At 34.7% G+C, this 26,369-nt stretch carries 26 protein-coding genes, 2 tRNA genes and 1 pseudogene; 20 read left to right on the top strand and 9 right to left on the bottom strand.

From position 1 onward, the window contains the following. Window positions 1–9: 9 nt before the first annotated feature. Both Q3V31_RS13900 and Q3V31_RS13905 read left to right on the top strand, forming a co-directional pair. Window positions 10–1,500 carry a recombinase family protein gene (locus tag Q3V31_RS13900; RefSeq protein WP_329765444.1) on the top strand — a complete coding sequence of 497 codons (1,491 nt, stop codon included), beginning with the start codon at window positions 10–12 and terminating at the stop codon, window positions 1,498–1,500. Beyond that, the gene (locus Q3V31_RS13905) at window positions 1,484–3,061 is read left to right on the top strand and encodes a recombinase family protein (RefSeq protein ID WP_329765446.1); all 1,578 of its coding nucleotides are present in this window, start codon (window positions 1,484–1,486) and stop codon (window positions 3,059–3,061) included. Before Q3V31_RS13900 ends, Q3V31_RS13905 begins: the two co-directional genes overlap by 17 nt. Window positions 3,062–3,709: 648 nt before the next feature. Here Q3V31_RS13905 and Q3V31_RS13910 read toward each other — a convergent pair. The 6 genes from Q3V31_RS13910 to Q3V31_RS13935 all read right to left on the bottom strand — a co-directional run bounded on the left by Q3V31_RS13910 (window position 3,710) and on the right by Q3V31_RS13935 (window position 9,075). Beyond that, entirely contained in the window at window positions 3,710–4,228 is a 519-nt protein-coding gene (locus tag Q3V31_RS13910) for a PCYCGC motif-containing (lipo)protein (RefSeq protein ID WP_329765447.1), read from the bottom strand. A gap of 66 nt (window positions 4,229–4,294) precedes the next feature. After that, window positions 4,295–4,732 carry a disulfide oxidoreductase gene (locus Q3V31_RS13915; protein ID WP_098220906.1) on the bottom strand — a complete coding sequence of 146 codons (438 nt, stop codon included), beginning with the start codon at window positions 4,730–4,732 and terminating at the stop codon, window positions 4,295–4,297. Beyond that, complete coding sequence (locus Q3V31_RS13920; RefSeq protein ID WP_329765448.1) at window positions 4,729–5,409, bottom strand: DsbA family protein; 681 nt, start codon at window positions 5,407–5,409, stop codon at window positions 4,729–4,731. Before Q3V31_RS13920 ends, Q3V31_RS13915 begins: the two co-directional genes overlap by 4 nt. Window positions 5,410–5,463: 54 nt before the next feature. Beyond that, a complete protein-coding gene (locus tag Q3V31_RS13925; protein ID WP_329765449.1) occupies window positions 5,464–6,048 on the bottom strand; it encodes an SCO family protein in 585 nt (194 codons plus the stop codon). A 59-nt stretch (window positions 6,049–6,107) separates the two neighbouring features. Beyond that, complete coding sequence (locus tag Q3V31_RS13930) at window positions 6,108–8,726, bottom strand: heavy metal translocating P-type ATPase (protein WP_329765450.1); 2,619 nt, start codon at window positions 8,724–8,726, stop codon at window positions 6,108–6,110. Beyond that, window positions 8,716–9,075 carry an ArsR/SmtB family transcription factor gene (locus Q3V31_RS13935; protein ID WP_098220910.1) on the bottom strand — a complete coding sequence of 120 codons (360 nt, stop codon included), beginning with the start codon at window positions 9,073–9,075 and terminating at the stop codon, window positions 8,716–8,718. The genes Q3V31_RS13930 and Q3V31_RS13935 overlap by 11 nt, the downstream gene beginning before the upstream one ends. Before the next feature lie 263 nt (window positions 9,076–9,338). On the opposite strand from Q3V31_RS13935, the gene Q3V31_RS13940 reads away from it, so the two are divergent. From Q3V31_RS13940 to Q3V31_RS13965, 6 genes and pseudogenes are all read left to right on the top strand, one after another. Beyond that, a complete protein-coding gene (locus Q3V31_RS13940; RefSeq protein ID WP_329765451.1) occupies window positions 9,339–10,382 on the top strand; it encodes a flavin-containing monooxygenase in 1,044 nt (347 codons plus the stop codon). Window positions 10,383–10,623: 241 nt separating this feature from the next. Next, window positions 10,624–12,114, top strand: coding sequence for a recombinase family protein (locus Q3V31_RS13945; RefSeq protein WP_329765452.1), 1,491 nt, complete (start codon window positions 10,624–10,626; stop codon window positions 12,112–12,114). A 112-nt stretch (window positions 12,115–12,226) separates the two neighbouring features. After that, on the top strand, window positions 12,227–13,780 hold the full coding sequence (locus tag Q3V31_RS13950; protein ID WP_329765453.1) for a hypothetical protein: 1,554 nt from the start codon (window positions 12,227–12,229) through the stop codon (window positions 13,778–13,780). 30 nt (window positions 13,781–13,810) lie between these two features. Next, window positions 13,811–13,897 (top strand): annotated as a pseudogene (gene gerE, locus Q3V31_RS13955) (spore germination transcription factor GerE); the annotation flags it as partial. Between the two features lie 107 nt (window positions 13,898–14,004). After that, the gene (locus tag Q3V31_RS13960; RefSeq protein ID WP_002078400.1) at window positions 14,005–14,667 is read left to right on the top strand and encodes a type 1 glutamine amidotransferase domain-containing protein; all 663 of its coding nucleotides are present in this window, start codon (window positions 14,005–14,007) and stop codon (window positions 14,665–14,667) included. A gap of 163 nt (window positions 14,668–14,830) precedes the next feature. Continuing rightward, window positions 14,831–15,469, top strand: coding sequence for a TetR/AcrR family transcriptional regulator (locus tag Q3V31_RS13965; RefSeq protein WP_001233015.1), 639 nt, complete (start codon window positions 14,831–14,833; stop codon window positions 15,467–15,469). Window positions 15,470–15,517: 48 nt separating this feature from the next. On the opposite strand, the gene Q3V31_RS13970 is transcribed toward Q3V31_RS13965, so the two are convergent. Further along, window positions 15,518–16,201, bottom strand: coding sequence for a type 1 glutamine amidotransferase domain-containing protein (locus tag Q3V31_RS13970; RefSeq protein ID WP_000728497.1), 684 nt, complete (start codon window positions 16,199–16,201; stop codon window positions 15,518–15,520). A gap of 379 nt (window positions 16,202–16,580) precedes the next feature. Here Q3V31_RS13970 and Q3V31_RS13975 point away from each other — a divergent pair, with 379 nt between their 5' ends. The 8 genes from Q3V31_RS13975 to Q3V31_RS14010 all read left to right on the top strand — a co-directional run bounded on the left by Q3V31_RS13975 (window position 16,581) and on the right by Q3V31_RS14010 (window position 22,519). Continuing rightward, the gene (locus tag Q3V31_RS13975) at window positions 16,581–17,906 is read left to right on the top strand and encodes an MFS transporter (RefSeq protein WP_000513859.1); all 1,326 of its coding nucleotides are present in this window, start codon (window positions 16,581–16,583) and stop codon (window positions 17,904–17,906) included. A gap of 357 nt (window positions 17,907–18,263) precedes the next feature. Continuing rightward, a complete protein-coding gene (gene racE, locus Q3V31_RS13980) occupies window positions 18,264–19,076 on the top strand; it encodes a glutamate racemase (protein ID WP_002015338.1) in 813 nt (270 codons plus the stop codon). Window positions 19,077–19,206: 130 nt separating this feature from the next. Then, entirely contained in the window at window positions 19,207–20,256 is a 1,050-nt protein-coding gene (locus tag Q3V31_RS13985) for a GerMN domain-containing protein (RefSeq protein ID WP_001126739.1), read from the top strand. A gap of 131 nt (window positions 20,257–20,387) precedes the next feature. Beyond that, a complete protein-coding gene (gene rph, locus Q3V31_RS13990) occupies window positions 20,388–21,125 on the top strand; it encodes a ribonuclease PH (protein ID WP_001261778.1) in 738 nt (245 codons plus the stop codon). Window positions 21,126–21,136: 11 nt separating this feature from the next. Further along, window positions 21,137–21,745: an XTP/dITP diphosphatase gene (locus Q3V31_RS13995; RefSeq protein ID WP_002143277.1), complete on the top strand. Its 609-nt coding sequence runs from the start codon at window positions 21,137–21,139 to the stop codon at window positions 21,743–21,745. 13 nt (window positions 21,746–21,758) lie between these two features. Beyond that, window positions 21,759–22,262, top strand: a complete 504-nt coding sequence (locus tag Q3V31_RS14000) for a metallophosphoesterase (protein ID WP_000645490.1) — start codon at window positions 21,759–21,761, stop codon at window positions 22,260–22,262. A gap of 108 nt (window positions 22,263–22,370) precedes the next feature. Further along, window positions 22,371–22,444, top strand: a tRNA-Gly gene (locus Q3V31_RS14005). A 1-nt stretch (window position 22,445) separates the two neighbouring features. Next, window positions 22,446–22,519: transfer RNA gene (locus Q3V31_RS14010), tRNA-Arg, on the top strand. 152 nt (window positions 22,520–22,671) lie between these two features. On the opposite strand, the gene Q3V31_RS14015 is transcribed toward Q3V31_RS14010, so the two are convergent. Further along, entirely contained in the window at window positions 22,672–22,854 is a 183-nt protein-coding gene (locus tag Q3V31_RS14015) for a hypothetical protein (RefSeq protein WP_071735218.1), read from the bottom strand. Window positions 22,855–22,884: 30 nt separating this feature from the next. Here Q3V31_RS14015 and Q3V31_RS14020 point away from each other — a divergent pair, with 30 nt between their 5' ends. Together Q3V31_RS14020 and Q3V31_RS14025 are read left to right on the top strand one after the other, a co-directional pair. Next, on the top strand, window positions 22,885–23,187 hold the full coding sequence (locus tag Q3V31_RS14020) for a hypothetical protein (protein ID WP_240514166.1): 303 nt from the start codon (window positions 22,885–22,887) through the stop codon (window positions 23,185–23,187). A 33-nt stretch (window positions 23,188–23,220) separates the two neighbouring features. Then, the gene (locus Q3V31_RS14025; protein WP_000124357.1) at window positions 23,221–23,421 is read left to right on the top strand and encodes a hypothetical protein; all 201 of its coding nucleotides are present in this window, start codon (window positions 23,221–23,223) and stop codon (window positions 23,419–23,421) included. 319 nt (window positions 23,422–23,740) lie between these two features. On the opposite strand, the gene Q3V31_RS14030 is transcribed toward Q3V31_RS14025, so the two are convergent. Next, entirely contained in the window at window positions 23,741–24,355 is a 615-nt protein-coding gene (locus Q3V31_RS14030; protein ID WP_000473869.1) for a PH domain-containing protein, read from the bottom strand. A 316-nt stretch (window positions 24,356–24,671) separates the two neighbouring features. On the opposite strand from Q3V31_RS14030, the gene Q3V31_RS14035 reads away from it, so the two are divergent. Then, entirely contained in the window at window positions 24,672–24,920 is a 249-nt protein-coding gene (locus Q3V31_RS14035; protein WP_002094402.1) for a hypothetical protein, read from the top strand. A gap of 197 nt (window positions 24,921–25,117) precedes the next feature. Next, window positions 25,118–26,116 carry a hypothetical protein gene (locus Q3V31_RS14040; RefSeq protein WP_000358260.1) on the top strand — a complete coding sequence of 333 codons (999 nt, stop codon included), beginning with the start codon at window positions 25,118–25,120 and terminating at the stop codon, window positions 26,114–26,116. The last annotated feature ends 253 nt before the right edge of the window (window positions 26,117–26,369 follow it).

The following is a 26,369-nucleotide window of genomic DNA, read 5'->3' on the forward strand; positions in this document are numbered from 1 at the left end:
CTGGTTGTATTGAAAAAGACAGTTGCCTATTATCGTAGTTCTTCTAAAAAGCAAGAACACTCTGTTAGGATGCAGCAATATTATGCAAAGGCATATTGCAGAGATCACTATATGAAACTGGATTACGAATACAAAGATCCATATGTATCAGCTCGAATTGTACATATGAATCAACGTTCAGGTTTGCGAAATTTAATGGAAGCCATTCGAAATGACGAAATTGAACATTTAATTTTATATAAGAGAGATCGGTTAGCAAGAAACGTAATTGAATATATGGAAATTTACGAACTCCTTCAAGAGAAACAGATAAAAGTTCATTTCACGACTGTTGGAGAACCTGAACTGGAATACACACCTATGAACCGTTATTTAGAAGTTATTATGGCTGGATTTGCACAACATGAAGGTGAACAAATTAATAAACGGTTTGATGCGATGCGTCAGAGTAAGTTTGATGCAGGAAAAGCAGTGAGTCGGCTTCCGTATGGTTTCGAAAATAATAAAAAAACAAAAGAAATTGAAATGATACAAGATGAAATTGATATTGTGATGTTTATTTTTAATGAATTTTTGGATGATACATGTACATCTTTGCAACAAATAAAAGATAGTTTGGATGCGAAAGGCTTTAAGAAACGAAAAGGAACTCCTTGGGCACTGCAAGATATTAGACGTACACTGGAAAATTCATTTTATATGGGTGTGTACAGTATTCGATTGAAAGGAGTTCAACAAGAACAACAGTTAGAAGGTACGATACCAATTGAACCGCATCAATGGGAAGCAGCACAAGAAAAACTAAATCGAATATTAAATAAGCGTGGTTCTACACAAATGAAAAAGGAATTTGTTAAGGATGATATTCTGTATCGTCTGGAAGGACTCCTGCAATGTTCCTATTGCAAGAAACAATTAGAGGGTGTTGTCAAACGGCGAGGAGATATATTTTTAATAGGGTATCAATGCAAAGAACATGGGTTGTACATTGATAAGGAATATATCGAACAAAAAGCGTTTGAACAGATGAAATGTTTTTTTCTCAATTTGAGAGAAAAGGATTTTGATTGTTTATTTCAGCGCTACTATAAAAAAAATGTAAAAGAAATGGAGCGAATTATACAGGCGCATGCACAACGTTTAGATAAAAAGAAAAAAACAGTACACACAAAAGTACAAAGGTGGTTAACGGAAAAGAAAGATAACAAGTTGCACAAAGAGTTACTTGGTTCTTATCAGCATTTTCAGGATCATAAATGTGAAAAAGAAGAGTTAGAATTAAAGCTTAATGTATTAAAAAAAATACCTAGTGTATTGAAAGATTTGCAAGATAATATTGATGAGAAATTGGCATTAGATTCTTTACCAGGTTATAAAGGTGTGGAGTTGTTTCAAGATTTGATTTTTACTGTAATTGTAGATAAGCACGGTTATGAAATTATTTTTAAACATCCATTTTTACATTATCAAGAGGTGCATACATGTGAGGACAGTTCGTGATGTTTTAGAGAAAGGGAAAAAGGGTGCTTTTTATGCTAGGGTTTCATCCGATCGTCAAACGATCGCTGCCCAAAGACATCATGTATATGAGTTTATCAAAAATTATGAATGTGAAATCGTGGAGGAGTACGTAGACCATGGGAAATCAGCATTTAAAAAGAGATTAATACAACGTCCGCAGATGATGGCGTTATTGCGAGATGTGGAACAAGGAAAATATGATTTCGTGATTACGTATGCGGATGATCGTCTGGCGCGATCTGAAATTGAACATGCACAAATTCGATTACTTATGAAGGGAGTAGATACAGATGTTATATTAACGAGTACGGCAGAACTCTATACAGAACGTGATATTATTACACAATTAATTAGAGAAGGTGGAACTCGTTATGAAGTAGAAAGAATTAGTGCTCGTACAAAAGATGCATATAACCAAAGAACTGACTATGGTGAATGGATGGGAGGACCGGTTCCGTTTGGGTATGAGCAGGATGAAAAAACAAAAAAGTTTTCCATTTTGAAAGACGAAAGAGAAATTGTATTAAAGATATATCAGCTATATCAAAGTGGGGAAGGCTTTGCAGATATTGCAAAAAAATTAAATGAACAAAAGGAAAAAACGAATACTATGGTTTGGAGGAAAGAAAGGGTAAAACAAATTTTGACCAATCCAATCTATGCAGGATATGTTACATCTGGGAGATTAAAATCTGGATCAGGAAATAGTATTGAAGACTTATCAAAATGGAAGATGGCGCAATGTAAAGAAATTCCGCCTATTATGACCCAAGAAGAGTGGTTCGCTACTTTTCATTTGTTTGAGAAAAAAAGAAATAAAGAATTACCTCCTAAACAATTTAAAACAGAATATGTTCTACGCGATTTAATTTATTGTAAAAAATGTGATAATCCTCTTTTACCTAAAAATCAAGAAACTACAGGGGGCAATGGCAAGAAGTATGGAATGAAAAAATATATGTGTTCAAATAAAACGTGTAAGACCTGGTTTCCAACAGAAGAGCTACATACATTAGTTTTTGACAGTGTTATGAAAGAGGTTACAGATAAAGTCATTTCCAAATCCCAAACAGAACTTATGTATGAGATTGAACAAGGTTTAGAAAAAGATATAAAGCGGATTCAAAAAGAAATTCAACGCTTGAAACAACAGGTGAATGATTCCCTTGTTTGGATTAAAGATGCAGAAAGAGAAATAGATGAGTTATATAACCGAAAGAAAAGATTAGTGGAAGCCGATCCGGAAATTGACCCATTATTAGATGTAATGCTTGATTACCGTGTGCATTTGTTGCATGAAATTAAGGGGTCAGAAGAATTGATTGCAAAAAAAGAAGCAGAAGTGAAACGTATTGAAGAAGTAGATTCAAATCAAAGAGTTTTAGAGAAAAATGTATTACAGGCATTCCAAATAGAATTTGCTAATATACAAACAGATGTTAAAAAAGTTCGTCAATTTTTAGTGTACTTGATTGATAAAATTATAATTGATCAGAATGGGAACACAGAATATATTTTAAAAATAAATTTAGAACAATAAAAAGCAACTCGAATATTGGAGCTGCTTTTTATTGTTCTCTAATATCAAAAATATGGACAAGTCACATTTAGTATCTAGAAATATGCTAGTTTCAAAGAATGAATTTTTCTCGGTGAAAAGGTGAAGGTATTATAACAAGGAAAAAGTTTGTTCGGTAAAAGAGTAGTAATGGTATACCACTACTACTTCTTTACCGAGTGATTTTTTTAAAAAGTAGGACAAGATTCCGTTATATATAAGGTTTGTCCTTTTACTTGTAAATAAAGAATATTCAGGATATTCCTTTCTCGGTGTAAGGGTGAATATGTCTTTTGGTCATTCGGCACTGAGGTGAAATATAAATTGATTAATTTTCAAAGTTTGATAGCGAATTTTGAAATAGGAACAGTATTAATGTTGGAGAAACAAGAATCTGGTGGGGGGAATTAAGCATCATTAAAGAGAATTTTCTTATTTAAATTAATTATGGTTGTTATGTAATATGTGTGTTATGAAGCATTTATTTTTACAAGGTTCATATAAAGCTTGTTATTTTATCTGTGTCATATTTAATTAGTTATGTTAAAAAGTAAATAGAATAACTACCCCTAAAAAAATAGCCATTGATATATCGATGGCTATTTTTTAGTATTCGTATTTTAAAATGTATTAAGCGCTAGGCATCGGTGTTGGGGTTGCGTTTATACCTTCTTTCTTATATTGCTTGTCGATGTATTCACGAATTTCTAAAGTAGAGGCTCCATTTTGTTTCATTAAAACGGCTTGAAAAGCAATATCTACACAAGCAGCTTGACTCATTGCATGTGATTCCCATGTAACTTCACCGTTCTCTTTAATTTCACGGATAAAACAATCTTTATTGCTTTTATGGTCGGAGTTTTCGTCACACCCACAGTAACAAGGAATCCATTTTAATAGTTCGGTGTCTTTTCCTACCATTCCATAAATTTGAGAGACTTGTCCATTTGTGGTTGACGATAAAAAAGAAGGCAGAGTTTCTATATTAGCTGTTGTTTCTAGAGTATCACCTTTAAAATGTTCACCTTTATTTTTTTGTTCTTGTAACTGATTTTGTGTTTTGTCTTTCTTAACAGGTGATGAATCATTAATGGAACTACACCCTATTAATAGGCTTGCTAATAAAACTACAGGTATGATCTTTGACATCATACTGTCTCCTCTCTGTAGAAATTCCTTTATAGGTAATGCTTCGATTCACATATTGTTATTATATTAATTCGTTTTTGTTCTCGTTAACAACATAAACAAAGTAATCATACAAAAAGCAATTAAAGCTAAAAATGGGATTGTGATAAAACCTAGCCAATTAATGTAATCAACATTACAAGGGACACCTTGAACGCATGGGTTTATCTCTGAAAAACCAGGGATTTTTTGTATTGCGTAGTGATACAGTGAAATACTTCCACCAATAATAGAAATCGGTAATACATATTTTTTAATGTTCTTTTCATTATAGAACGTGGCAATGCCTAAAATAATACAAAGTGGATACATCATAATTCGTTGGAACCAACACAATTCACATGGTATGAATCCAAGAATCTCACTAAAAAATAGACTGCCCAGTGTAGCAATCATTGAAACAATCCATGCCATATATAAGGTGTAATTACGCCATTCAAAATTTTTTTTTGTTGTATTCATTATTTCTTTTCCTTCAATGCTTTTTCAATTAAATTTTTGATTTGTTCATAATCATAAGGATCAGATAACATTGTTCCATTTACAACAATGCTCGGTGTTTGTTCTACACCGTAGTCTTGTGTTAGTTTCTCATCTTTGTTCACTTCTTCTTGTTCTGTTTGTTTTTTCAAATCTTCTTCGAGTTGAGTAGTATTAATACTTGGTGTATATGTTTTTGCAATTTCTAATAGTTTTTCGGGAGTAATCCATGGAGCATCGTGATTTTCTGGCTGTGCGTTAAATAATTCTTTATGGAAGCTCCAATATGCTTGTGGGTCTTGTTTATAAACAGATTCAGCAGCTAAAGCAGACAATTTAGATTCTGTTCCGTGGAACAAAACATTTACATATGAAAATTTAACTTTCCCTGTATCGATATAGTCTTTTTGGAGCTGAGGGAAGATACGTTCACCCCATGCTTTACAAGCAGGACACTTAAAGTCGCCAAACTCAATAACAGAGACTGGTGCATCTTCTTTTCCTAAAGTAGGTTGCTTACCTATTGAAGGTAAATTTTTTATCACTTTATTTGTAGCAACTTTTTCTTCTTTATTTAAGACGACGAAAGCTGTAACTGCAGCGAAAATGATTAATGTGGTAATTAACAATAATTTCATGTGAGAGCCTTGTTTTTTCTTCATGTAAACACCTCGAATTTTTAGAGTTTAATAGGAACATAATAAGAAGCTTTTTAGTTATCGAATTCGTTTAATATCACGGATGATATCTTCATATGGTGTGTTTTGAAGACCTGAATATTTCTTTACAACTTTTCCATCTTTGTCTACGAGATAGAAGCTCGTACCATGTATAACTTGTGAGTTATTTTCTGGTTTGGTTACAAGGGTTTGGAAGTTCTTTTTTGCAAACTTTTCAATGTCTGGTCGTGTATATCCTGTTAGGAAATGAGTTCTCTTCGTATCCATTTCATAGACTTTCATAAATTCTGTTATTTTTTCAGTTGTGTCTACTTCGGGATCTACACTGAATGATACAAACTCTACATCTTTAATTCCTTCCTCATGCAACATCTTTTGAAGTTTTGCCATATTAGCTGTCATAGGTGGACAAACTGTTTGACAACTTGTAAAGATAAAATCAACTACCCAAACTTTTTCTTTTAACTCAGATGATCCAAACTTTTTCCCATTCTGATCTGTAAATGCAAACTTTTCTACATCCCAATCGAGTGAATCTCTTAGTTTATTATCACTACATGCTCCTAGAATCGTAATTATGGAAATAAGCATAAGTAATCCAATTACACGCATTTTTTTCATATGTATACCCTTTCAAAATATATTTAAGGTACGGAGCTACTAGGTAGCCCCGAATCTTATTATTTGCTTCGTAATAAGCGCATACTGTTAAGGATTACAATAAGCGCAGCCCCTGTATCACTTAGTACAGCCATCCAAAGAGTAAGCCAACCTGGGAAGATAAAGGCAAGGGCAATAAATTTAATAATCAATGAGAACCATATATTTTGTTTAATGATGTGCAATGCTTTTCGACTTAGTTTCATTGTATAAGGAAGTTTTTCAAGATTGTCTGCCATCAATACAATATCTGCCGTTTCCATTGCTGTGTCAGTTCCTGCACCGCCCATAGCAATCCCTAGGTTTGCGGTAGCTAGGGCAGGGGCATCATTAATACCGTCACCAATCATAGCTACAGTTTTTCCTTCAGATTGAAGTTGTTTTACAGAATGAACTTTATCTTCTGGAAGTAAGTTAGCAAAATAACGATCTACTTTTGCTTTCTGTGCAATGTGTTCAGCTGTTCCTTCATTGTCTCCTGTTAACATAACAGTTTCCTGAATACCCGCTCGTTTTAATTCTTGAATTGTTCCAAAAGTAGTAGAACGAATGGAATCTGCTACTGAAATCATTCCTAAAATGACTTTGTTCGTTCCAACAAGTATCACGGTTTGACCAATTCTTTGCATCTCCCGAATCGGGTCGTTCCACATTTGAAGCGAAACTCCAAAATCTTCATATAATGCTTTATTCCCAGCATAGTATGTTTCTCCATCTATTGTTACTTGCGCACCTTTTCCTACGATGGCGCGGAAGTCCGTTCCACTTTGGATAGAAGTTTGATGTTCTTTCGCGTAAGCCGTAATTGCTTTTGCAATTGGATGGTTAGAGTATTCTTCAATTGTTGCTGCAATTGATAATAACTCATCTTCAGTACAATCCACGCTTCGTACATGCATTACTTTTGGTTTTCCTTCGGTCAATGTACCTGTTTTATCAAATGCAATAGCATTTAATGAACCTGCGATTTCTAGAGCGGTACCACCTTTAATGAGTACACCGTTTCTTGCTGCATTTCCAATTGCAGATACGATAGCAACTGGAGTAGAGATAACTAAAGCACAAGGGCATGCGACAACAAGTAGTTCCAATCCTTTATAAATCCATTCCATCCAAGCACCCATACCAAGAAGGGGAGGGATAATCATGACACCAATTGCTAATACAAAAACGATAGGGGTATAGATTTTCGCGAAACGATCTACAAATGCTTCTGTGGGTGCTTTCTTTTCTTGTGCTTCTTCTACAAGGTGAATAATTCGAGATAACGTAGTATCTTCAACGAGTTTAGTTACTGTAATCTCAAGTGAACCTTCTTCATTGATCGTTCCTGCATATACAGAATCGCCAATCTGTTTATCAATTGGGATAGACTCACCAGTTATCGGTGCTTGGTTTACAGTAGAAGTGCCTCCTATAACTGTGCCGTCTAATGGGATTTTTTCACCAGGCTTTACAACAATCGTTGTATTCACTGCGATATCATCTACGGATTTTTTTATAAGTTCAGTTCCTACTTTTACCCAAGCTTCTGATGGTGCTAAATCAATTAATCCACGAATGGATTCTCGCGTACGTTCAATAGACTTATTTTGTAGTGTTGCTCCTAATGCAAATAACCAAACAACTGTTGCGCCTTCTAGCCATTGACCAATTAAAGCAGCACCAATTGCAGCCGAAATCATAAGGACATTCATATCAAGTGATTTACTTCTGATTGCATAAAAGGCACTTTTGGCAGGTTTATAACCACCAATTCCAATGCTCGCCGCATAGAGAAGTGTAATAAGAAGAGGAGATATGTTTGTAAAACTTCCTCCAAATCCTAAAGCTAAAAATAACCCTGAGAGAATCAAAGTTGTATTTTTTGATTTTGAAACAGGTGTTGATCCTCTTCGAGCTCCAGCTAGTGACGCTTCAAAGCCTGCATTAGATACTTCTTTTATAATGTCATCTACATCTCGATCATGACGAATATGCATTTTTCCAGTAGCGAAGTTTACTCGAACTTCCTCTACGCCAGAAACATTTTGGAGATGCTTTTCAATTGTTAAGGCACATGCACCGCAATCCATACCTTCCACAAGGTATGTTTGTGCGCCATCTCCTGATATTTTCTGAGTATCAAGAAGAGATGACGGGTCTTCGCATGAGCTGTCACTACAACAAGAAGATTTTGATGTCACTGGTTCTTTTTGTAGGGCTAATTCAGATGAACAACAGGAAGAGCTATTTTCTGTTTTTATAGAATCGTTGTTACCACTGCAACAAGAGGTTTCCTTAGTAACAGGGATAATTGGAATCTCTTTTTTAGAGGAACAACATGACGATGTTTCTTTTTTAGTTTCTTCTACTGTTTCGTTTTCACCGCTACAACAAGAAGTTTCTTTAGTAATAGGAACAATCGGAATCTCTTTTTTCGAAGAGCAACATGACGATGTTTCTTTTTTAATTTCTTCTTTTGCAGTTTTGCTTTCACCGCTGCAACAAGAGGTTTCCTTAGCAATAGGAATAATCGGAATCTCTTTTTTCGAAGAACAACATGATGATGTTTCTTTTGCTGTTTCTTCTTTTGCAGGTGCTATGGAAGAATCTTGACAGCAATTCGCTTGTTTTTCGTGCTCTTTCTTATCTTTCATGACAGTTCTCTCCTTTTTGAGATAAACAAGCATCGTTTTTATCACATGACGCTACTTCGTTTTGTACTTCATGAAAGACAACATCGAACATTGTGAGTAACTGTTCAATTTGTGTATTGCGTAAGGAATAGTAGACATATTTTCCTTCTTGTCTACCTAAGATGATACCGCATCCTTTTAAGCAGTTTAGATGTTGAGATATGTTTGACTGATTTCCTTGTATGATTTCTACAATTTCAGATACTGTTTTTTCACCATCCATCATACATTGAAGAATTTGTAATCTTGTTTTATCAGCAAAGCCACGCATGAACTTGGCTTTCACATCTAAATCATTTGAGTTGCACAATTGTATCCTCTCCATTCGTATTAGTAGTAACTAATATGTTTATTCTTTATTCATATTAGCATTGGCTAATATATGTGTCAAAAAAATTTAAAAAAGTCTGAAAAATATAATCTTCGCTATCTTTAACTATGAAGAGATAAGGGGAAATTGGATGAAAATTCCTTGAAGTAGAAAAAGGTAATGCTATAATGAATGAAAATATATGAACATATGAACAATTATTCATATGATAAACTTGAAAAGTAAGTAATGGGGGTGAATGCGTGTTAGATGTTATTGTAATTGGTGCTGGGCAAGCAGGGTTAAGCATGGGCTACTACTTGAAAAAAGAAGGCTACAATTTTGTAATACTTGAGGGAGAAAAAAGAATTGGAGATTCGTGGAGAAACAGATATGACTCTTTGGTTCTATTTACACCTAAATCGTATAGTTCATTGCCAGGGATGAAATTAGAAGGAGATAAAAATGCGTTTCCTACAAAAGATGAAATTGCAGATTATCTTGAAACATATACTGTTCATTTTTCGTTACCAGTACAGTTGGAAACGACTGTATATAAAGTACAAAAAACAGAAAATACATTTGAAGTAGCTACCGATAAAGGAGTATTTCTTTCTAAACATGTCATTATCGCATCTGGTGCTTTTCAGAAACCTTTTATTCCTTCAATTTCTCAACACCTCTCACAAGAGGTATTTCAAATCCATTCTTCTCAATATCAATCACCAAAGAAAATTCCGGATGGTCCTGTCCTTGTAATAGGAGGAGGAAACTCTGGTACGCAAATTGCGACTGAGCTTGCAGAGAGTCGAGATGTAACGATTGCTATTAGTCACCCATTTAAATTTTTACCACTCAAAATCATAGGGAAAAGCGTCTTTCATTGGTTAGAAAAGATGGGTCTCTTATATGCAGGAACAAATACAAAGCGCGGATTATGGTTTCGAAAACAAAGTGATCCTATTTTTGGTTTTGAATTAAAAAAATTAATTCGCGAAGAGAATGTTGAAGTTAAATCAAGAGTGACACAAATACGTGAAAGAGAAGTCACCTTCGATGATCACAGTAAGATAAATGTGCAAAATATTATTTGGTCAACGGGTTTTGTTCCTGACTACAAATGGATAGATATAGAAGAAATTTTAGATGGAAAAGGTTTTCCTATTCATAAAAGGGGTGTGAGTCCAATTCAAGGATTATATTATATTGGATTACCGTGGCAACATCAAAGAGGATCAGCGCTTATTTGTGGAGTAGGAAGAGATGCGGAGTTTTTATATTCAATTATAAAAGGGACATTTAAATAATGTTACTAATTCAAACAGGGAAGGTAGCTGCTTTGGCTGCCTTTTTTATTTGTATAAGAAATTCATTTTGATAAATTACTTTTATAAAAATGAATTTTATACCTTGTTAAAGACATACTAATGTTGAAACAAGTTGTTTCAATATTAGTAATGAAAAAACAGTAAGGTATCATATCTTTTAGAAAAGGCGAAAAAGTGTAAAATGTAAAATTCGGTGGTCTAGTGGTTCGGAGATGGGAAGGTGAAAAGATTGGAATCATATGCAGTTTATGTTCGTGTATCAACTGATCGAGATGAACAAGTTTCATCTGTCGAAAACCAAATAGATATCTGCCGAAATTGGTTAGAACGAAATGGATTTAAGTGGGATGAAAAACGTGTTTTTAAAGATGAAGGAATAAGTGGGACTTTATTTGTAGACCGACCTTCTATTCAATTGCTATTGCAAAAGGCAAAGGCAAAAGAAATTGATATGGTTGTTTTTAAATCCATTTCTCGTTTGGCGCGTGATCTAAAGGACTCATTAGAAATTAGGGAGGTATTTCTGGCTCATAATGTCCGAATTATTTCTGTGGAAGAGGGTTATGATTCCGTAAAAGCAGGGAAAAATGATATGGCATTTGAGTTATGGTCTTTATTTTCGGCTCAATATAGTAGAACTCTGTCCTCTAGTATTACCGCAGCTTTGGCGGTTAAGGTGAGAAGGGGGGAGCATATTGGGAAAGTTCCGTATGGATACAATCGTGAAAATCAAAAATTGGTGATTAATGAGGAAGAAGCCCAAGTTGTCCAAATGATGTATAAATGGTATCTCGAAGGTTGGGGATATAAAAAGATAACAAATGAATTAAATCGATTGGGTATAAAGTCGAAAACTAAAAAGAACTGGCAAATGACATCAGTTCAAAGAATCCTTCAAAGTTCGATTTATAAAGGAACCTTTATTTTAAATCAATATACTTCAGTAAAAGTTGGTGGCAAGAAAAAACAAATTCGAAACCCAAAAGAAAAATGGTTTGTTTTTCCTAACCATCACCCTAAGATTGTTGAAGAAGAGATATGGAATCAAGCAAATCGAAAAAAAAATAAAACAAATAAAACGAAAATCACAGCTTGGAATGAATTTCGCAATCTAGCAAAATGCGCGGTCTGTGGTTCTAATATGGTAATTGTACAGTCTCACTTAAAAAAGAAAAGTGGAGAGCGAACAGAATGGAAATATTTAAAGTGTTCTCAATATCGTCGGGCAGGAAAGCATGGTTGTGTAAATCATGTGCCGATTCAATATGGGGATTTTCGTCAGTTTATCATAAATTTACTAGTGGAAAAAGGAGGGTCTGTGACTTTAAAGCTTCAAAGTAATGTCGAAAAGGGGCAAGAGAAAAAGATAAAAAAGTTACAACAGCTTATGAGTACAAATCAGCAAAAGAAAAAAGCATTACTAGATTTGTATTTAGAAGAACTTATTAATAAAGAGGAATTTGAAAAAAAACGGAACGATCTTGAAGCGGAAATAATCAAAGCGGATCATGAATTACTGGTGATACAAAATGGTAATCATGCTCAAATGGATATCCAAACGATAAAACAAGCTTTTGAGCAGTTACAAAAGCAAGAGCAAGATTTGATTTATGTATTTCAAGCGTTAATCAAAAAAATAAATATTCACCAAGATGGGACAGTGGATATTACTTATACATTTGAGATGCATAAAAATTATGAGGAATCTTGATTATTATAATATGTTTTATTTGATTTTCGATAATGCCCACTATTCCTGTAATCTGCTATACTATATTCATAATAAAATAAATAAATCTACATGGGGAATTGGAGGGCATTTTGTGGGGAAAAATTTGATAAATTATGTAGTGTATCCAATTATAGTATTGGTTGTTGGATATTTTATAACAAATAATTTTATGACTGAAAAATCTAATGTAGTTTATACACTTTCTGAAAACATTCCATTGACTTCAAATAATGATACGCAAGAGACAGTACAACAACTAGAAGTGAAAAATATTGGAAATGCACCTGCTAAAGGCTTAAAAATACAAGTTAATAAGCATTTGTCAGGGTATCGCGTTATACCAAATTCTCAAGAAGATAAGCATAAGGTCTATGAAGATAAGGGGTTTGAACTCGCTTATCCGGAATTATCAGTGGATGGAAGTTTGAAATTGGTGATACAATCTACAGGAATTACAAAAGCAGATTTGAGTGTGAAATATGAGAAGGGCAATGTGAAAAATGCTTTAAGTAAAGATACATCGTACACTTCACTTGTTTCATTTGGAATATTATTGATATATATTGGTTTTATGTTGTTAGCATTTAGAAATATTTGGCTAGATAAGTTAGGATCTGATGCTACATTTAAATCAATAGATTTGTTGAAAAGAAAAAGACCTTTTTATGCTAAACAGGAAAAATGGATTAAAATAAGAAAAGAGGCTATTCAAAGACTTATATTGAAGGATAGGTATAGTTACAGTATTTCTTCATCTAATATGAATGATTTGTTTGCTTATCGTTTATTGGATAATAAAATAGATTTTTTAGATGAAAATGAGCATCGAGAATATAAATCCGAAGCAATTAATGCTTTGGAGGAAAAAATAAATGATAAGATAAATAGGTATTTTAGTCACCAAGATTTAAATAAATTACTTGAATTAATGGAAACCCAAAAACCAGAAGATTTTCCAAATGGGGAATGGGATTCATATAAAAAGAAAATAAGTAAAAAGTACATGTTGTTGAAAAAAGAGAAAAACTTTTACAGGTTAGAAGATATAGTTATAGAGTTACAAACGGACAAACCTGATCTTATTTTTACTGAAGACTGGGATGGATATATAACAATGATGAGAGCTAAATATTTCTATATGTTTGTAGACAAAATGACTATGTCAACAGAAGTTGTTGATTTTTATAATAGTTGTCAATTCTATTTATTAGAAGACACTTCTCGAGATCGTATAAAAAGGGTCGCTACAGATTTGGAAGTTCAGAGATTGACGGATTTTTCTGACGCCAATATTTTAAAAGAGGTGATTGAGTTAGAATCTCACCCTCTAATTAAAGAATACACTTTGAAGCGTATCCAACAAAAGGCAGTACACTATAGAGATGCCCAAAAGTTATATGATGAAAATCAACAAAAAAATGAGTTGTTGAATCAAACAGAGAATGAGTATGTACAAAAGCAACAAGAATTGGACGGTATAATGAAAGTTGTTAAAAGGCAGTTAGAGATTATTAATGAATTACTGCGTGACCCTAAAAGTATTGACCGGATTGAAGAATATGATAATCCTTTTGCAAAAGGGAATTTTGAAAACTTACAAAAAGTTGCCGACATGTTATCAGTACAAGAAAGTTCGCAGGTTTAATGAGCTTATTGATATTTGCAAACACTATGCATCTCAAATGCAATGCAAAAGCTAGGAGTTAAAGGACGTTCACAAGCAGTTGTTGAGCTTCTTCGTATGGGAGAGCTCGAGCTATAAAAAGAAAGCCGACTTTTATATGAAGAGTCGGCTATTTTTCTGTTTGTTTCATGTGCTATATGAATGATAAGAATGTTTCATACATAAATAGGTAGTAAGGAGGGGATATGTTGAAAAGGATATTGTTAGTTTCAACAAGCGCTCATGATATGAATGGACACCCGACTGGTTTATGGCTTGAAGAGCTCGCAGCTCCGTATAATTTATTTAAAAAGGCTAAGTTCGATGTTGATCTTGTATCTATAGAAGGTGGAAGGGTACCTATTGATAGAGTGTCTATTCCGAATGGCATACCTCGTGAATTTAAGTATATCGCTTCTTTATTGCAAAATACGAAGCCGATTTCGAAGGCTCATTTTTTAGATTATGATGCAGTTTTATTTGGTGGTGGACACGGGGCTATTGTGGATTTTCCAGGTAATCCATATGTAGCGAATTTGATTGAGAACATGTACAACAATAACCGGATTGTAGCGGCTGTTTGTCACGGAGTAAGTTCTTTGGTCGGTGTGAAAAATAAAGATGGCTCGTTTTTTGTTGCGGGTAAGCGTATAACAGGTTATACAAATGATGAAGAAACAGCTGTGCATTTAGAAAATCGAGTTCCATTTTTGCTAGAAAGTAAGTTGAAAGAAGAAGGGGCATTATTTTATGTAGCACCTAATTTCACGCCACATGTAGTAGTAGATGGACATTTAATTACAGGGCAAAATCCGCAGTCTAGTATGGAAATAGGGAAAGCTATAAAAAGAGCTGTAAATAAATTATAGAAAAGGTGCCCGCTACTAACAAAGGTAGCGGGTACTTTTTATGTATAGCGTAGATTGAAATTGTAATAAACTAAAAAGACGTAATGAGTATAATAACTTCATTTATAAACATTCATGAATTTGCTATACTATTTTGTATGAACAAAAGGGGAGGCTCTTTTAAATGAGAAAAGTAGCGTGTGCAAATACGTATATTAATAAAATAAAGCCCGTTATTCGAAAGACGAGTTTTAGCCAATTAAAAATAGATGAAATTGCGAAATATATGGATATTAGTAAAGCTACTTTATATAAACGTTTTTCTTCGAAAGATGAGATTATTGAGGCGGTAGTAGAGGATTTTATAAATTATCTTCTTGAAGGAGATGCGGATAATCAAGATGAAAGTATGTCGTTTACAGAACGTTTCCAAAAGACGTTTATCCATTCTTTAAAATGTGTGACGTATATTTCGGATGTCTTTTTACAAGATTTGAAAGAAGCGTATCCGCATTTGTCGGATCAATTAGTCGCTGCACAACAAAATCGCAATCATAATTTGCAAATGTTTTTTGAGTCGGGTATGGAACAAGGTTACTTTAATAAAATGAATGCGCAACTATTTATGGTGCAAGATGATGTGATGTTAAGACGCATTATAGATCATACTTTTTGTATTCAGTACGATATTACGTTAAAGCAAGCGATACTTGATTTCTACAATTTGAAGAAATACCAACTGTTTAAACCGGAATTTTTAGATGCAGTTGATGATTCTGAAATTGAAAAAGAAATTATAGCTAATTTACAAATGATTTCGTAAAAAAGCAGATTTCCTTTGCTAGAGGGAAATCTGCTTTTTTAGTACATATTATTTTTGCAACTGTTTTAATACTAATTCAGCTACTGGACCACCTGAAGCAGGGTTTTGACCAGTAATTACACGATTATCTTCTACAGCGTAAGCTTCCCAAGGTTGCGCAGCTTTTTCGTAAAGTCCCCCATATTTAACGAGTTCATCTTCTGTTAAAAATGGAACGAATTGATCTAATTCAGCTAGTTTCTCTTCTTCATTTGAGAATCCTGTTACTTTTTTATCGTTAATTAAACGATCCCCGTTACTTAATGTGATATGGAATAAACCAGCAGCTCCGTGACAAACAGAGGAAACAATTCCGCCATTTTCATAAATGTTGCGGCTAATATTTTGAAGTTCTTTGTTTTCTGGGAAGTCCCAAATAACTCCGTGACCACCCGCGTAATAAATAACAGCGTAGTCTTCTTGATTCACTTCACTCGGTTTCATGGTAGAACCGAGGCGATTCATAAATTCTTTCTTTTGATACCATTCCCAATCGATGCTCTCCGCCATCGCTAAACTATGCGGATCAATCGGTGTATAGCCGCCTTGTGGACTGACATAATCTACTTCGTAACCAGCTTCTTCTACTTTTTTAACGAAATGGACAGCTTCACCAAGCCAAAGCCCGGTAGCTCTATTTAAATTTGGGTATTTTTCTATGCTCGTTAATACAACTAACATTTTTTTCTTCATCATAATCCTCCTGTAGTGTTTCTTCTATATAAAAGTTCTTTATTTACTTAGTTTTATTAAGTTAGAAATTGTAAATTTGAATAACCATGTCAGTCCCCCTTATACCGGATTCGAAATTAGTGTATAACAATTTTTGAACAAAGTAAACTAAAAAGACTAAATCAGTTTACTTTGTGTATTTTTCGTTGACAAACTGTAATGCTGAAACTATGATAGTTCCATGAATATCGAACAACATACATGTTTCGTTTCGAATTCAGTTTGTCGCGCGATAAATTATCATCTTTTATACATTTGATGAAGTTGTTTAGTAGTGATAGAAGAACTAAACCACTTTATTTTTCATTTACATTTACTACAATCAGAAGAGGTGTTACACATGGGGAAAGATATAAGTGACCATTCAAAATGGTTTGTTTTCACATTATGTTTTATCGTTTTATTAGGACCTATGAATGCGGTTTTATTTAATGTAGCGTTAGAGGGTATTGCTAATGATTTATCAATTAGTCAATCGAAAGTTAGTTGGGTTGTAGTAGGGTATTCTTTAGTTGTCGGTATTGGTTCGATGGTATATGGGAAACTAGCGGATCGTTACAGTGTAAAAAAACTATTAATTATCTCAATAATCATATTTGTAGTTGGGTCCATTATTGGATTTGTAAATCAATCTTATGCGATTGTCATTTTCGCAAGATTAGTGCAGGCGAGCGGAGGAGCTGCATTTATTGCGCTTAGTATGATTGCAGTGGCGAAATTAGTTGCTCCTGCTAAGAAGCCTGGTGCATTAGCGATGATTAGTTCTTCTATTGCATTAGCAATAGGTATTGGTCCTTTAGTTGGCGGGGCTATTACAAATACATTAGGGTGGCCATATTTATTTTTATTTATGGTTATTTCAGTAGTTGGGATTTTCTTGCTTATAAAATTTATGCCAGAAGAAGCGCAGCATACGGATGAAGCGTTTCATTTTGATTACATTGGAGCGGCGTTATTATTTGCATTCATTACGACTGTTTTATTAGGTGTCAATATTAATAGTTGGCTATTTGTGTTATCGGTAGCTTTCTTATTTTTATTCACGGTTCGTATGAAGAACGCGGAGCATCCATTTATTGATATTGAGTTATTTTCGAACAAACCATTTCTTCGTTTAATAGCGGTCGGGTTTATAATTAATGTGGCGTTATGTGCTAGTCTATTATTATTGCCATTACTGTTAGGAAGAGTGCACGGATTGTCGCCATTCGTTATCGGAATTGCATTGTTTGTTGCATCACTCTTTGGTATTGTATCTAGTTTTATTACGGGAAAGATTGTCCCGTCGTTTGGGAATGTAAGAATGATTTATGTAGCGTCTGTAGTTATGATCGTTGGCTTTTTAATTTTAGGGCTTATTCCGAACGGGAACTTAATCATTATTTTAGTGGCGGTTATTTTAACATTTATGAGTTATTCAGCTATTCAAGTATCATTAAACACATTTATACCGAAAACATTACATCCAGCTAAAGTTGGAGTTGGTCTTGGTTTATATAATTTAATTAACTTTTTCGGTATGGCATTTGGACCAGCTGTAGTGAGCAAGGTTATGGAATCTACAAATAGTTATCGTTTGAATTTTATTTTAATCATCATTTTAATTTCTGCTCATTTCTTCTTATTAATAGGAATGTCTTCTTTCCAAAAAAAGATGGAGCAATAAAGTGAAACTTTAATTAGTGGGGGGCATCCCCCGCTAATTATTAGCCCACACTAATCGGGCTTTTATGGAAAGCTCGATCCCCTATCTAACTTCTTTGCTTTCGCTGAATTTTGAGGTGGGGGTCTTACTGTCCGGTAAATAGCGGGGTAAATACGCACTTTATATAGAAGAAACCGACTTTCATATAGAAGGTCGGTTATTTTTCTGCCTTGCAAATTATGAAAAAAAGGAGCAAAATAAAAAAGGTCCTAGTCTATACAGGTACAAATGAAAATTTTCATACAGAAGCAGTTTAAGTGAGCGAACTTAAAGTGTGTAAAATATAATGATAAAATAAGATGATGAATGAGAAAATGGGTGATTAAGTTGAATAGAGCGATCGGTGTTATTGATTCAGGAGTGGGCGGTTTAACAGTAGCGAAGGAATTAATTCGTCAGTTGCCGAAAGAGCGTATTATATATTTAGGGGATACAGCACGTTGCCCTTATGGTCCGCGTTCTCGTGAAGAAGTGCGTCAATTTACGTGGGAAATGACGGAGCATTTATTAGATTTAAATATCAAAATGTTAGTGATTGCGTGTAATACAGCAACTGCGGTTGTGTTGGAAGAAATGCAGAAACAGTTGCCAATTCCGGTAGTTGGAGTTATTCATCCAGGATCACGTACAGCTTTAAAAGTGACGAATACGTATCATGTTGGGATTATTGGAACGATTGGAACAGTAAAAAGTGGTGCCTATGAAGAGGCGCTAAAATCTATTAATAACCGTGTTATGGTAGAAAGTTTAGCGTGCCCACCATTCGTTGAGCTTGTAGAGAGTGGGAATTTCGAAAGTGAAATGGCGTATGAAGTTGTAAGAGAAACATTGCAACCGTTGAAAAGTACTGACATTGATACACTTATTTTAGGGTGTACACATTATCCGATTTTAGGTCCTGTTATAAAAAAGGTAATGGGAGATCAAGTGCAATTAATTAGTTCGGGTGATGAAACAGCGCGTGAAGTAAGTACAATTTTATACCATAGTAAAATGTTGAATGAGGGAGAGGAACAAAGTGATCACCTCTTCTTAACGACTGGTAAAATAGGTCTGTTTAAAGAAATTGCATCAAAGTGGTTCGGTCAGCCGATTGAAAATGTGAAGCATATTAATTTAGAAACAGAATAATAGTAGATTCATATAAGAGAACTCCTGAGAAATCAGGGGTTTTTTCTGTGTAAGTAGCTATAGCTTGTTCTAAAATATGAAACAGCTCGTATACATAATAGTACAAACTTAGATTTTAGGGGGGAATGGCATGCCTAAATCCACTTTTAAATGGGTTGTTGGTGCTACTGTGAGTGCGATTTTATTATCAGGGTGTGGCTTATTAAATCAAGAGAAAGCAACAGAACAAATTGATCCACCGAAAAAAGTTACGTATACAGAAGGTGAAAAGAAAGAAACAGCTAAAAAAGATAAACAAGGGCAAACAGTAAATAGAGAGTTATACCTCGTTGATAAAAATGGATATGTCGTACCGCAAACTATTGCAATGCCTACTCCGAAAGCGAATGAAGTTGTAAAGCAAACGTTAGAGTATCTTGTGAAAGATGGACCAGTAACAAATTTATTGCCAAATGGATTTCGAGCAGTCCTTCCAGCGAATACGACGATGACCTTGGATTTGAAAAAGGGTGGGACAGCAGTAATTGATTTCTCTAAAGAAATGAAAAATTATTCAAAGGAAGAAGAGCGTCAAATTGTTGAATCAGTGGCGTGGACTTTGACTCAATTTACAGAAATAAAACAAGTGCAGTTCCAAATAAATGGTGAAAAGTTAGCGAAGATGCCTGTTGCGGGTACACCGCTTGGTGAAGGTGTAAGTCGTGCGAATGGAATTAACTTTGATGATGAACAAGTAGCAGATGTAACGCATACAAAACCGGTTACACTTTACTTTATGGCGCAAAATAATAATAAGCAGCAATATTACGTACCGGTAACAAGACGCGTTGCAGAAGGAAAAGAAAATGATTACGCGGCAATTGTGGATGAGCTTGTAAAAGGTCCGATTCAAGGGTCGCTATTAAATGATTTTAATCCAGGAGCTAAGCTTATTACGAACCCGAAACTGGAGAACGGAAATATTACATTAAACTTTAATGAAAATATATTTGCGAACCAAGACAAGAGTGTAATTTCAAATTACGTATTGAAGTCGTTAGTCTTATCTTTAACGGAAAAACAAGGTGTGAAAAATGTTTCTATTGAAGTGAATGGGAAAGCGAATTTGATGGATGAGAAAGGTGAAAAGTTAACAAAACCTGTTAATCGTCCACAAAACGTGAATACAGGTAGTTTTTAATCGCGAATAATTTGATATACTTATGTAAGAAAGGGGAATTGCTTTTTGAGTTCCCCTTCTTTTATTGTTATACATATCGTACATTTAAATTTGGCTATACTAATGAGAGTAGTTATGAGGAGGTTATTTTTATGCGAGTAGATGGTAGAGGACAAGCAGAGCTACGCCATATACATATTCATACAAATTATTTAAAACATCCAGAGGGATCGGTACTAATTGAAGTCGGGGATACAAAGGTGATTTGTTCAGCGACAATTGAAGAGCGTGTACCGCCGTTTATGCGTGGAGAAGGAAAAGGCTGGGTAACAGCAGAATACTCAATGATTCCACGTGCGACAGAGCAACGTACAATCAGGGAGTCAAGTAAAGGGAAAGTAACAGGGCGTACAATGGAAATCCAGCGTTTAATTGGACGAGCATTACGTGCGGTTGTTGATTTAGAAGCGCTTGGCGAAAGAACGGTTTGGATTGACTGTGATGTAATTCAAGCGGATGGCGGAACGAGAACAGCTTCAATTACAGGTGCCTATGTAGCGATGGTATTAGCTTTTGAAAAGTTATTGCAAGCAGACAAAGTATCTAAAATTCCTGTAAAAGATTATTTAGCGGCAACGTCAGTAGGTGTTGTTGAAGAACAAGGTGTCGTTTTAGATTTAAATTATGCCGAAGATTCTAAAGCAGACGTTGATATGAACGTTATTATGACTGGAAAAGGTCAGTTTGTTGAAGTACAAGGAACTGGAGAAGAAGCGACGTTTAGCAGAGCAGAATTAAATGAACTACTTGATGCTGCGGAACAAGGGATCTTCCAACTTGTTGAAAAGCAAAAAGAAGCGTTAGGTGACATCGTATCTCATATAGAGTAGAGGTGGAAAATATGAAGCAAGTTGTTGTAGCGACGAAAAATCTTGGGAAAGTACGTGAGTTTGCTGAGTTATTTGAGAGATTTGACTTAGAAGTGAAATCTTTACACGATTTTCCTCATATTGAAGAAGTCGAAGAAACTGGTGAAACATTTGAAGAAAACGCAATTTTGAAAGCGGACAGTCTTAGTAGACAGTTGAATTCCATCGTAATTGCGGATGACTCTGGTCTTATTGTAGATGCCTTAAACGGGAAACCAGGTGTATATTCAGCTCGTTTTGCTGGAGAGCCGAAAGATGACCAAGCGAATATCGATAAAGTGTTGCAAGAGTTAACTGACATCGATTTAGAAAAACGTACAGCTCGTTTTTACTGTGCGCTAGCGGTTGCTTTCCCTGAAGCAGATAAAGAGCCTGTTATTGTAAACGGAACGTGTGAAGGAAAAATCTTAGAACAGCGCCGCGGGGAAAATGGTTTTGGATACGATCCGATTTTTTATGTGGAAGAATATAAAAAAGCAATGGCTGAGTTAAGCTCAGATGAGAAAAATGCCATTAGCCACCGCGGACGCGCTCTTCGTAAATTAGAAGAGAAAATCCCAGAATGGTTTTTAGAAGAATAAGGGAGAGAAATTGATGAAAGCTTTAATCGTAAGCGATAGTCATAGCTCTGTGAAGGAATTACAGCAGTTAAAAGAGAAATATGAAGGGAAAGTAGATATCATGATTCATTGTGGTGATTCAGAGCTAACGCCTGCTCACGAAGAGCTACAAGGTTTTCATGTTGTAAAAGGGAATTGTGATTATGCTAACTTTCAAGATGAAATTGTAACTGATGTAGATGGAATTCGTTTCTTAGTTGTACACGGTCATCGTCATAATGTGAAAATGACGTTACAAACGTTAGCGTATCATGCAGAAGAAGTAGGAGCACAAGTAGCGTGCTTTGGACATTCTCATGTATTAGGGGCAGAATTACTTGATGGGATTTTATTTATTAATCCAGGAAGTATTTTGCTCCCGCGCTCTCGTGTGGAAAAGACATTCGCTTTATTAGAAATGGATGAAAATCATATAGAAGTCCGTTTTGAAACATTAGACGGACAGCTAGTTGAACAAGCAGTTTTTAAAAGAGGATAATAAAAATTATCCTCTTTTAAAAAAGTGTTGACTTTATAAGTAGTTATGAATATAATAAATATTGTCGATAGGGCAACGTCGCTAACGAAGAAAAATAAAATAATATATGCGGGTGTAGTTTAGTGGTAAAACAAGAGCCTTCCAAGCTCTGGTCGAGAGTTCGATTCTCTTCACCCGCTCCATGTCCCAGTAGCTCAGCCGGATAGAGCATACGCCTTCTAAGCGTACGGTCGGGAGTTCGAATCTCTCCTGGGACGCTAAAAAAACCTTGTTATCTTTTGATGACAAGGTTTTTTGTTTATCTAAAAATTGATTTGTGTGTAAATGGTGGAAGATTATTATAATATAATATACGATAATAATTATATAGAAAAAATAAAAGCAAAATACATATCGTTGATTAAACGGCTTAGCCGACGATAGTTGTTATGAGATAAATAATGGAATACAATTGTGCGTCTTTATTTCGGTAGAATGCATCCGCCGTGCGAAATTTTTCCGCAGCTCTTTCTAGTTCGTTAGCTATTTTATCGAATTCTGTTAAAACAGTGAACATATCGACATATACGTTATCGGCAACGAAGACTCGCACGATGCGGACGATCAGAAGAAAGTACGATTAATGAACTTGGCGGATCGAACGTTGCACAATCAATTCAAAGGATATGATATCCCCTATAATGCGATATCCGAATTCAGCGTATACTTAGTAATCGTTTATAACGATACAAACAAAATGCAGCGGCAAGGAATCGCATCATTTAGCGTAACTGGCGTCAGATCATTCAAATCCAAAGAAAATAACGTTTCTAGTACGATTGTGCAGCCGTTATCGGAACTTATCCCCGGCAGTGTGTTACAATTAATAGAAGCGGAAAGCGAGGATCTCCAATTGACTGGACGTGTGATTGATTGGACAGTTTAAGAAGGTTGTATAAAAAAGGGAGATGGCGCAAATATGGCGAGATCAAAAGAAAATGATTTAACGGAGAAATTGGCAGAAGGTCAACAAAAATATGGTGACGGCAACTTTACAGTACAGAACATCGGTGATGAAACTAACCCGAATTGGACTGTCGTAAAAAATGTGAGGAAGGGATCGGCAGGTATTCGCGAAGAGGAAGATATATTAAGACTGCAATCAAAATATATAAAATAGTGCGGAAAGGTACGCCGAGATTCGCATTTTAAGACGATTATTTTTTATTCCGTGGATAAGGGGATTCATCTAAATACGTCAGAATTTTCGATAGGGAATCGATAGAACAAAAAGGCATTCAATATTGGTGTAGAACTACTATATAGCGTATAATATTTTTTAACAAAAATGGTCAATTGACCGCACAAATGAACGTTCAGTAAGCGATGAAAGAATCGTTTATATATCGGTAATTGACGGGTCGGGAGTTCGAATCTCTCCTGGGACGCTAAGAAAACCTTGTTATCTTTTGATAACAAGGTTTTTTGTTTGTTTTAAATTAGTTATTAATAAACTTTTCAAAGACAAAACCGTAATCTTTCACGTTATACTGTTTCTTCGTATCAACGAGCCAATTAAAAGCGATCTCGTTCATCTCTTTAAATTGTTCTGCTAAATTTACTTGTGCGTTTGAAATACGGCTGAAAGCATTAGATGCCATATCTAGACTTTTATGTGCATACTGCAGTGTAATGTCGTTGTCGTATGAAATTTCTTCTATTTTAAGTAGAGCCTTATATAAATCTTTTAATTCTTCAATATGTTTTTTATGAACATCAATTGAGTAATGCTCATCGCCCATTTGAAACTTAATTTCTACATCTAAATCAATCGTTCCCGCAGTTTCAAGTGCTACGTTTTTAATTTGATACTTACTATAGCTAAAGCGGCGCAGTGTACGTTTTTTACTTGTCGCACTTGTACCATCTAGGTGGATTAACCCTTTGTTTGTAAAGCAATATTCATCTGATTTTGATTTAATTAGAAAATAAATTTTCTCTCCATCTTCATGCATCACGTAATCATCAGCATCGACCTTATCGTAATCTTTCGGTGTGATGACAGAACCTACATCGCTTAAACCCAAAACATCAGCTGCCATTTTTTTGAACATATATAATCCCCCTTGTAAATTAAATTCTTAATTGTACAAAAATATATTAACATGATTTTAAACTTATTTTTGAAATCTTACAATTCTGTAAGGTAACTGTAAGGAAGTTCGATGGTAACAAATTACTAATCCTCTATAATGAAGGTAACAACGATAAAAGAAGGAGGAAGAAATGATGAAGGGATTAATCGTAACGGGCTTAACAGTTGCTTTTGGATTTGTAGCGTATGAGAAATTAACGTATGTAGTTGATGTTGTAAAACATTTAATCGCCTAGAAAAAACTACCATGAGAGGGAAAGGGAATGAGTGAATGAATGGAATGGTTATTTGGAATTATAGGTACTTGTAGTGTAGTATTATTGTTCTTTGTCCCGAGTGGTATACTTAGTTCGACAACGAGTTTGTTCTTCTTAAGTTTGTTTGCTTGTACGATGCTTATTATTATGTTTTTAATGAAGCGAAGTAAACCAATCTTCTACTTTAGCATGATTGTTATGGCAATTATTGTTCTCCAAATTATTACCCTTGTTATATACCCCACAATTATAAATGCTTTCCATTAATGATGAATCCTCTGCTTCTGTTGCTGAGGGTTTTTGTTTGTGGAAAATGAATTTCATTTAAAAGGTTGTTGATTTTTTAATATAAAAATTAAATATTCCTATATTTCAAACGAATGGTTTTGGAATGTTGTGTTCTCATTACGCATTTGATATATTTACTTTGAAGATAATTAAAATCTAGAAAAAGAGGCGAACGTATGGATAAAAAAGAAAATACGGTCGTATTGTTTCCGCAACTATCAGAACGCTATATTGATGAAGGTTTTTTAGCGTTGAAAGAGCGGAAATTCGAAGATGCATTGCGCTGCTTTGAAATATTACGTCAGTATAATGCGGAAACGGAACAAACAGAATTAGCTTCAGTTATTTGTTTGTTAGAATTAAAGCATATGGAAGAAGCGAAAGACAAATGTGAGCAGTTGCTTGAAACGGGAGCTGTATTATTTGGTGACATTCTTGAAACGTATGTGACGATTTTAGTTCAAACAAATGATTATGAAGGTGTTATTGAAATTGTCGAAAAGGTTTTGCAAACGAAAGACATAATGCCCGAGCAAAAGGAAAAATTAGCGCAGCTCGCTTTATTTGCAGAAGGTATGCTAAATGAGGAAGACGCGTCGCTAGTTGATTCGAATTTTGAGTTAGACGAGTTTACTAATGAACTTTTTGGAGAAAACTTTGGTCAAAAGCTAAGAGTGATCCAGAAACTTTCATTAAAAGACCTGGATCTCGCACTTCCTGCTCTAAAGAAATTTTTAATAGAGGAAAAGCAACACCCTTATTTAAAAACTTCTATTTTGTATAAAATGGTAGAAAATCAAATAGAAGAAGAGATAGAAGTAGAGAAGTTTGGAAATACGATAAAAGTGATACCAGCATTTACAGGTCATAATGAGGAGCAATCCGATAAAATCATACATAAATTATCAAGCCAATTAGAACAAAATTATCCGGATATATTTAGTGCGATGGTCACTTACTGGAAAGAATTACAAATTAGCATTTTCCCATTCCCTCTATTAATGGATAAAGTAGAAATTTGGGCTGCCGTCTTAGAGAGAATTGGAAGAAAGCGTTTCGGATTGGCTATTGATGAAGAAGAACTTATGACAGCATACAATATCGAGTTAGAGGAATTTCATATCGCCTATCAATGGTTACTACGCATTGAAAGAGAAGGATATTTGCCCGTATAATTATGAAAAAGAATCGTTCAGTTATTGAAACGAGCATATTCTATGTTATAATGTAAGGGTTGCAAAAGGCAGAAATCTGCCTGTTTGTAAGAGAAGAGGAGTATAATTCTCTTACTTAATATGTTTCATATTAGTCTCGAACAAAATATACCGTAGTTGTCTTTTAGACAATTAGTAGATTGGAACATTATATCTGAAAGCTTTTGCTAGAGGGTTATTTGTACATTTGTTATTTCAAAAAAGAGATAATGAA

The organism is Bacillus nitratireducens (genome assembly GCF_036320425.1).
Taxonomy (GTDB): domain Bacteria; phylum Bacillota; class Bacilli; order Bacillales; family Bacillaceae_G; genus Bacillus_A; species Bacillus_A nitratireducens.

Coding starts and splice junctions, on each gene's coding strand:
- Q3V31_RS13995 (WP_002143277.1), top strand. CDS start 21,137: ATGAAGCAAGTTGTTGTAGCGACGAAAAATCTTGGGAAAGTACGTGAG.
- Q3V31_RS13965 (WP_001233015.1), top strand. CDS start 14,831: ATGAGAAAAGTAGCGTGTGCAAATACGTATATTAATAAAATAAAGCCC.
- Q3V31_RS14000 (WP_000645490.1), top strand. CDS start 21,759: ATGAAAGCTTTAATCGTAAGCGATAGTCATAGCTCTGTGAAGGAATTA.
- Q3V31_RS13925 (WP_329765449.1), bottom strand. CDS start 6,048: ATGAAAAAAATGCGTGTAATTGGATTACTTATGCTTATTTCCATAATT.
- Q3V31_RS13910 (WP_329765447.1), bottom strand. CDS start 4,228: ATGTCAAAGATCATACCTGTAGTTTTATTAGCAAGCCTATTAATAGGG.
- Q3V31_RS13985 (WP_001126739.1), top strand. CDS start 19,207: ATGCCTAAATCCACTTTTAAATGGGTTGTTGGTGCTACTGTGAGTGCG.
- Q3V31_RS14020 (WP_240514166.1), top strand. CDS start 22,885: ATGAACTTGGCGGATCGAACGTTGCACAATCAATTCAAAGGATATGAT.
- rph (WP_001261778.1), top strand. CDS start 20,388: ATGCGAGTAGATGGTAGAGGACAAGCAGAGCTACGCCATATACATATT.
- Q3V31_RS13930 (WP_329765450.1), bottom strand. CDS start 8,726: ATGAAAGATAAGAAAGAGCACGAAAAACAAGCGAATTGCTGTCAAGAT.
- Q3V31_RS14030 (WP_000473869.1), bottom strand. CDS start 24,355: ATGTTCAAAAAAATGGCAGCTGATGTTTTGGGTTTAAGCGATGTAGGT.
- Q3V31_RS13960 (WP_002078400.1), top strand. CDS start 14,005: ATGTTGAAAAGGATATTGTTAGTTTCAACAAGCGCTCATGATATGAAT.
- Q3V31_RS14035 (WP_002094402.1), top strand. CDS start 24,672: ATGGAATGGTTATTTGGAATTATAGGTACTTGTAGTGTAGTATTATTG.
- Q3V31_RS14040 (WP_000358260.1), top strand. CDS start 25,118: ATGGATAAAAAAGAAAATACGGTCGTATTGTTTCCGCAACTATCAGAA.
- Q3V31_RS14025 (WP_000124357.1), top strand. CDS start 23,221: ATGGCGAGATCAAAAGAAAATGATTTAACGGAGAAATTGGCAGAAGGT.
- Q3V31_RS13920 (WP_329765448.1), bottom strand. CDS start 5,409: ATGAAGAAAAAACAAGGCTCTCACATGAAATTATTGTTAATTACCACA.
- Q3V31_RS13970 (WP_000728497.1), bottom strand. CDS start 16,201: ATGAAGAAAAAAATGTTAGTTGTATTAACGAGCATAGAAAAATACCCA.
- Q3V31_RS13975 (WP_000513859.1), top strand. CDS start 16,581: ATGGGGAAAGATATAAGTGACCATTCAAAATGGTTTGTTTTCACATTA.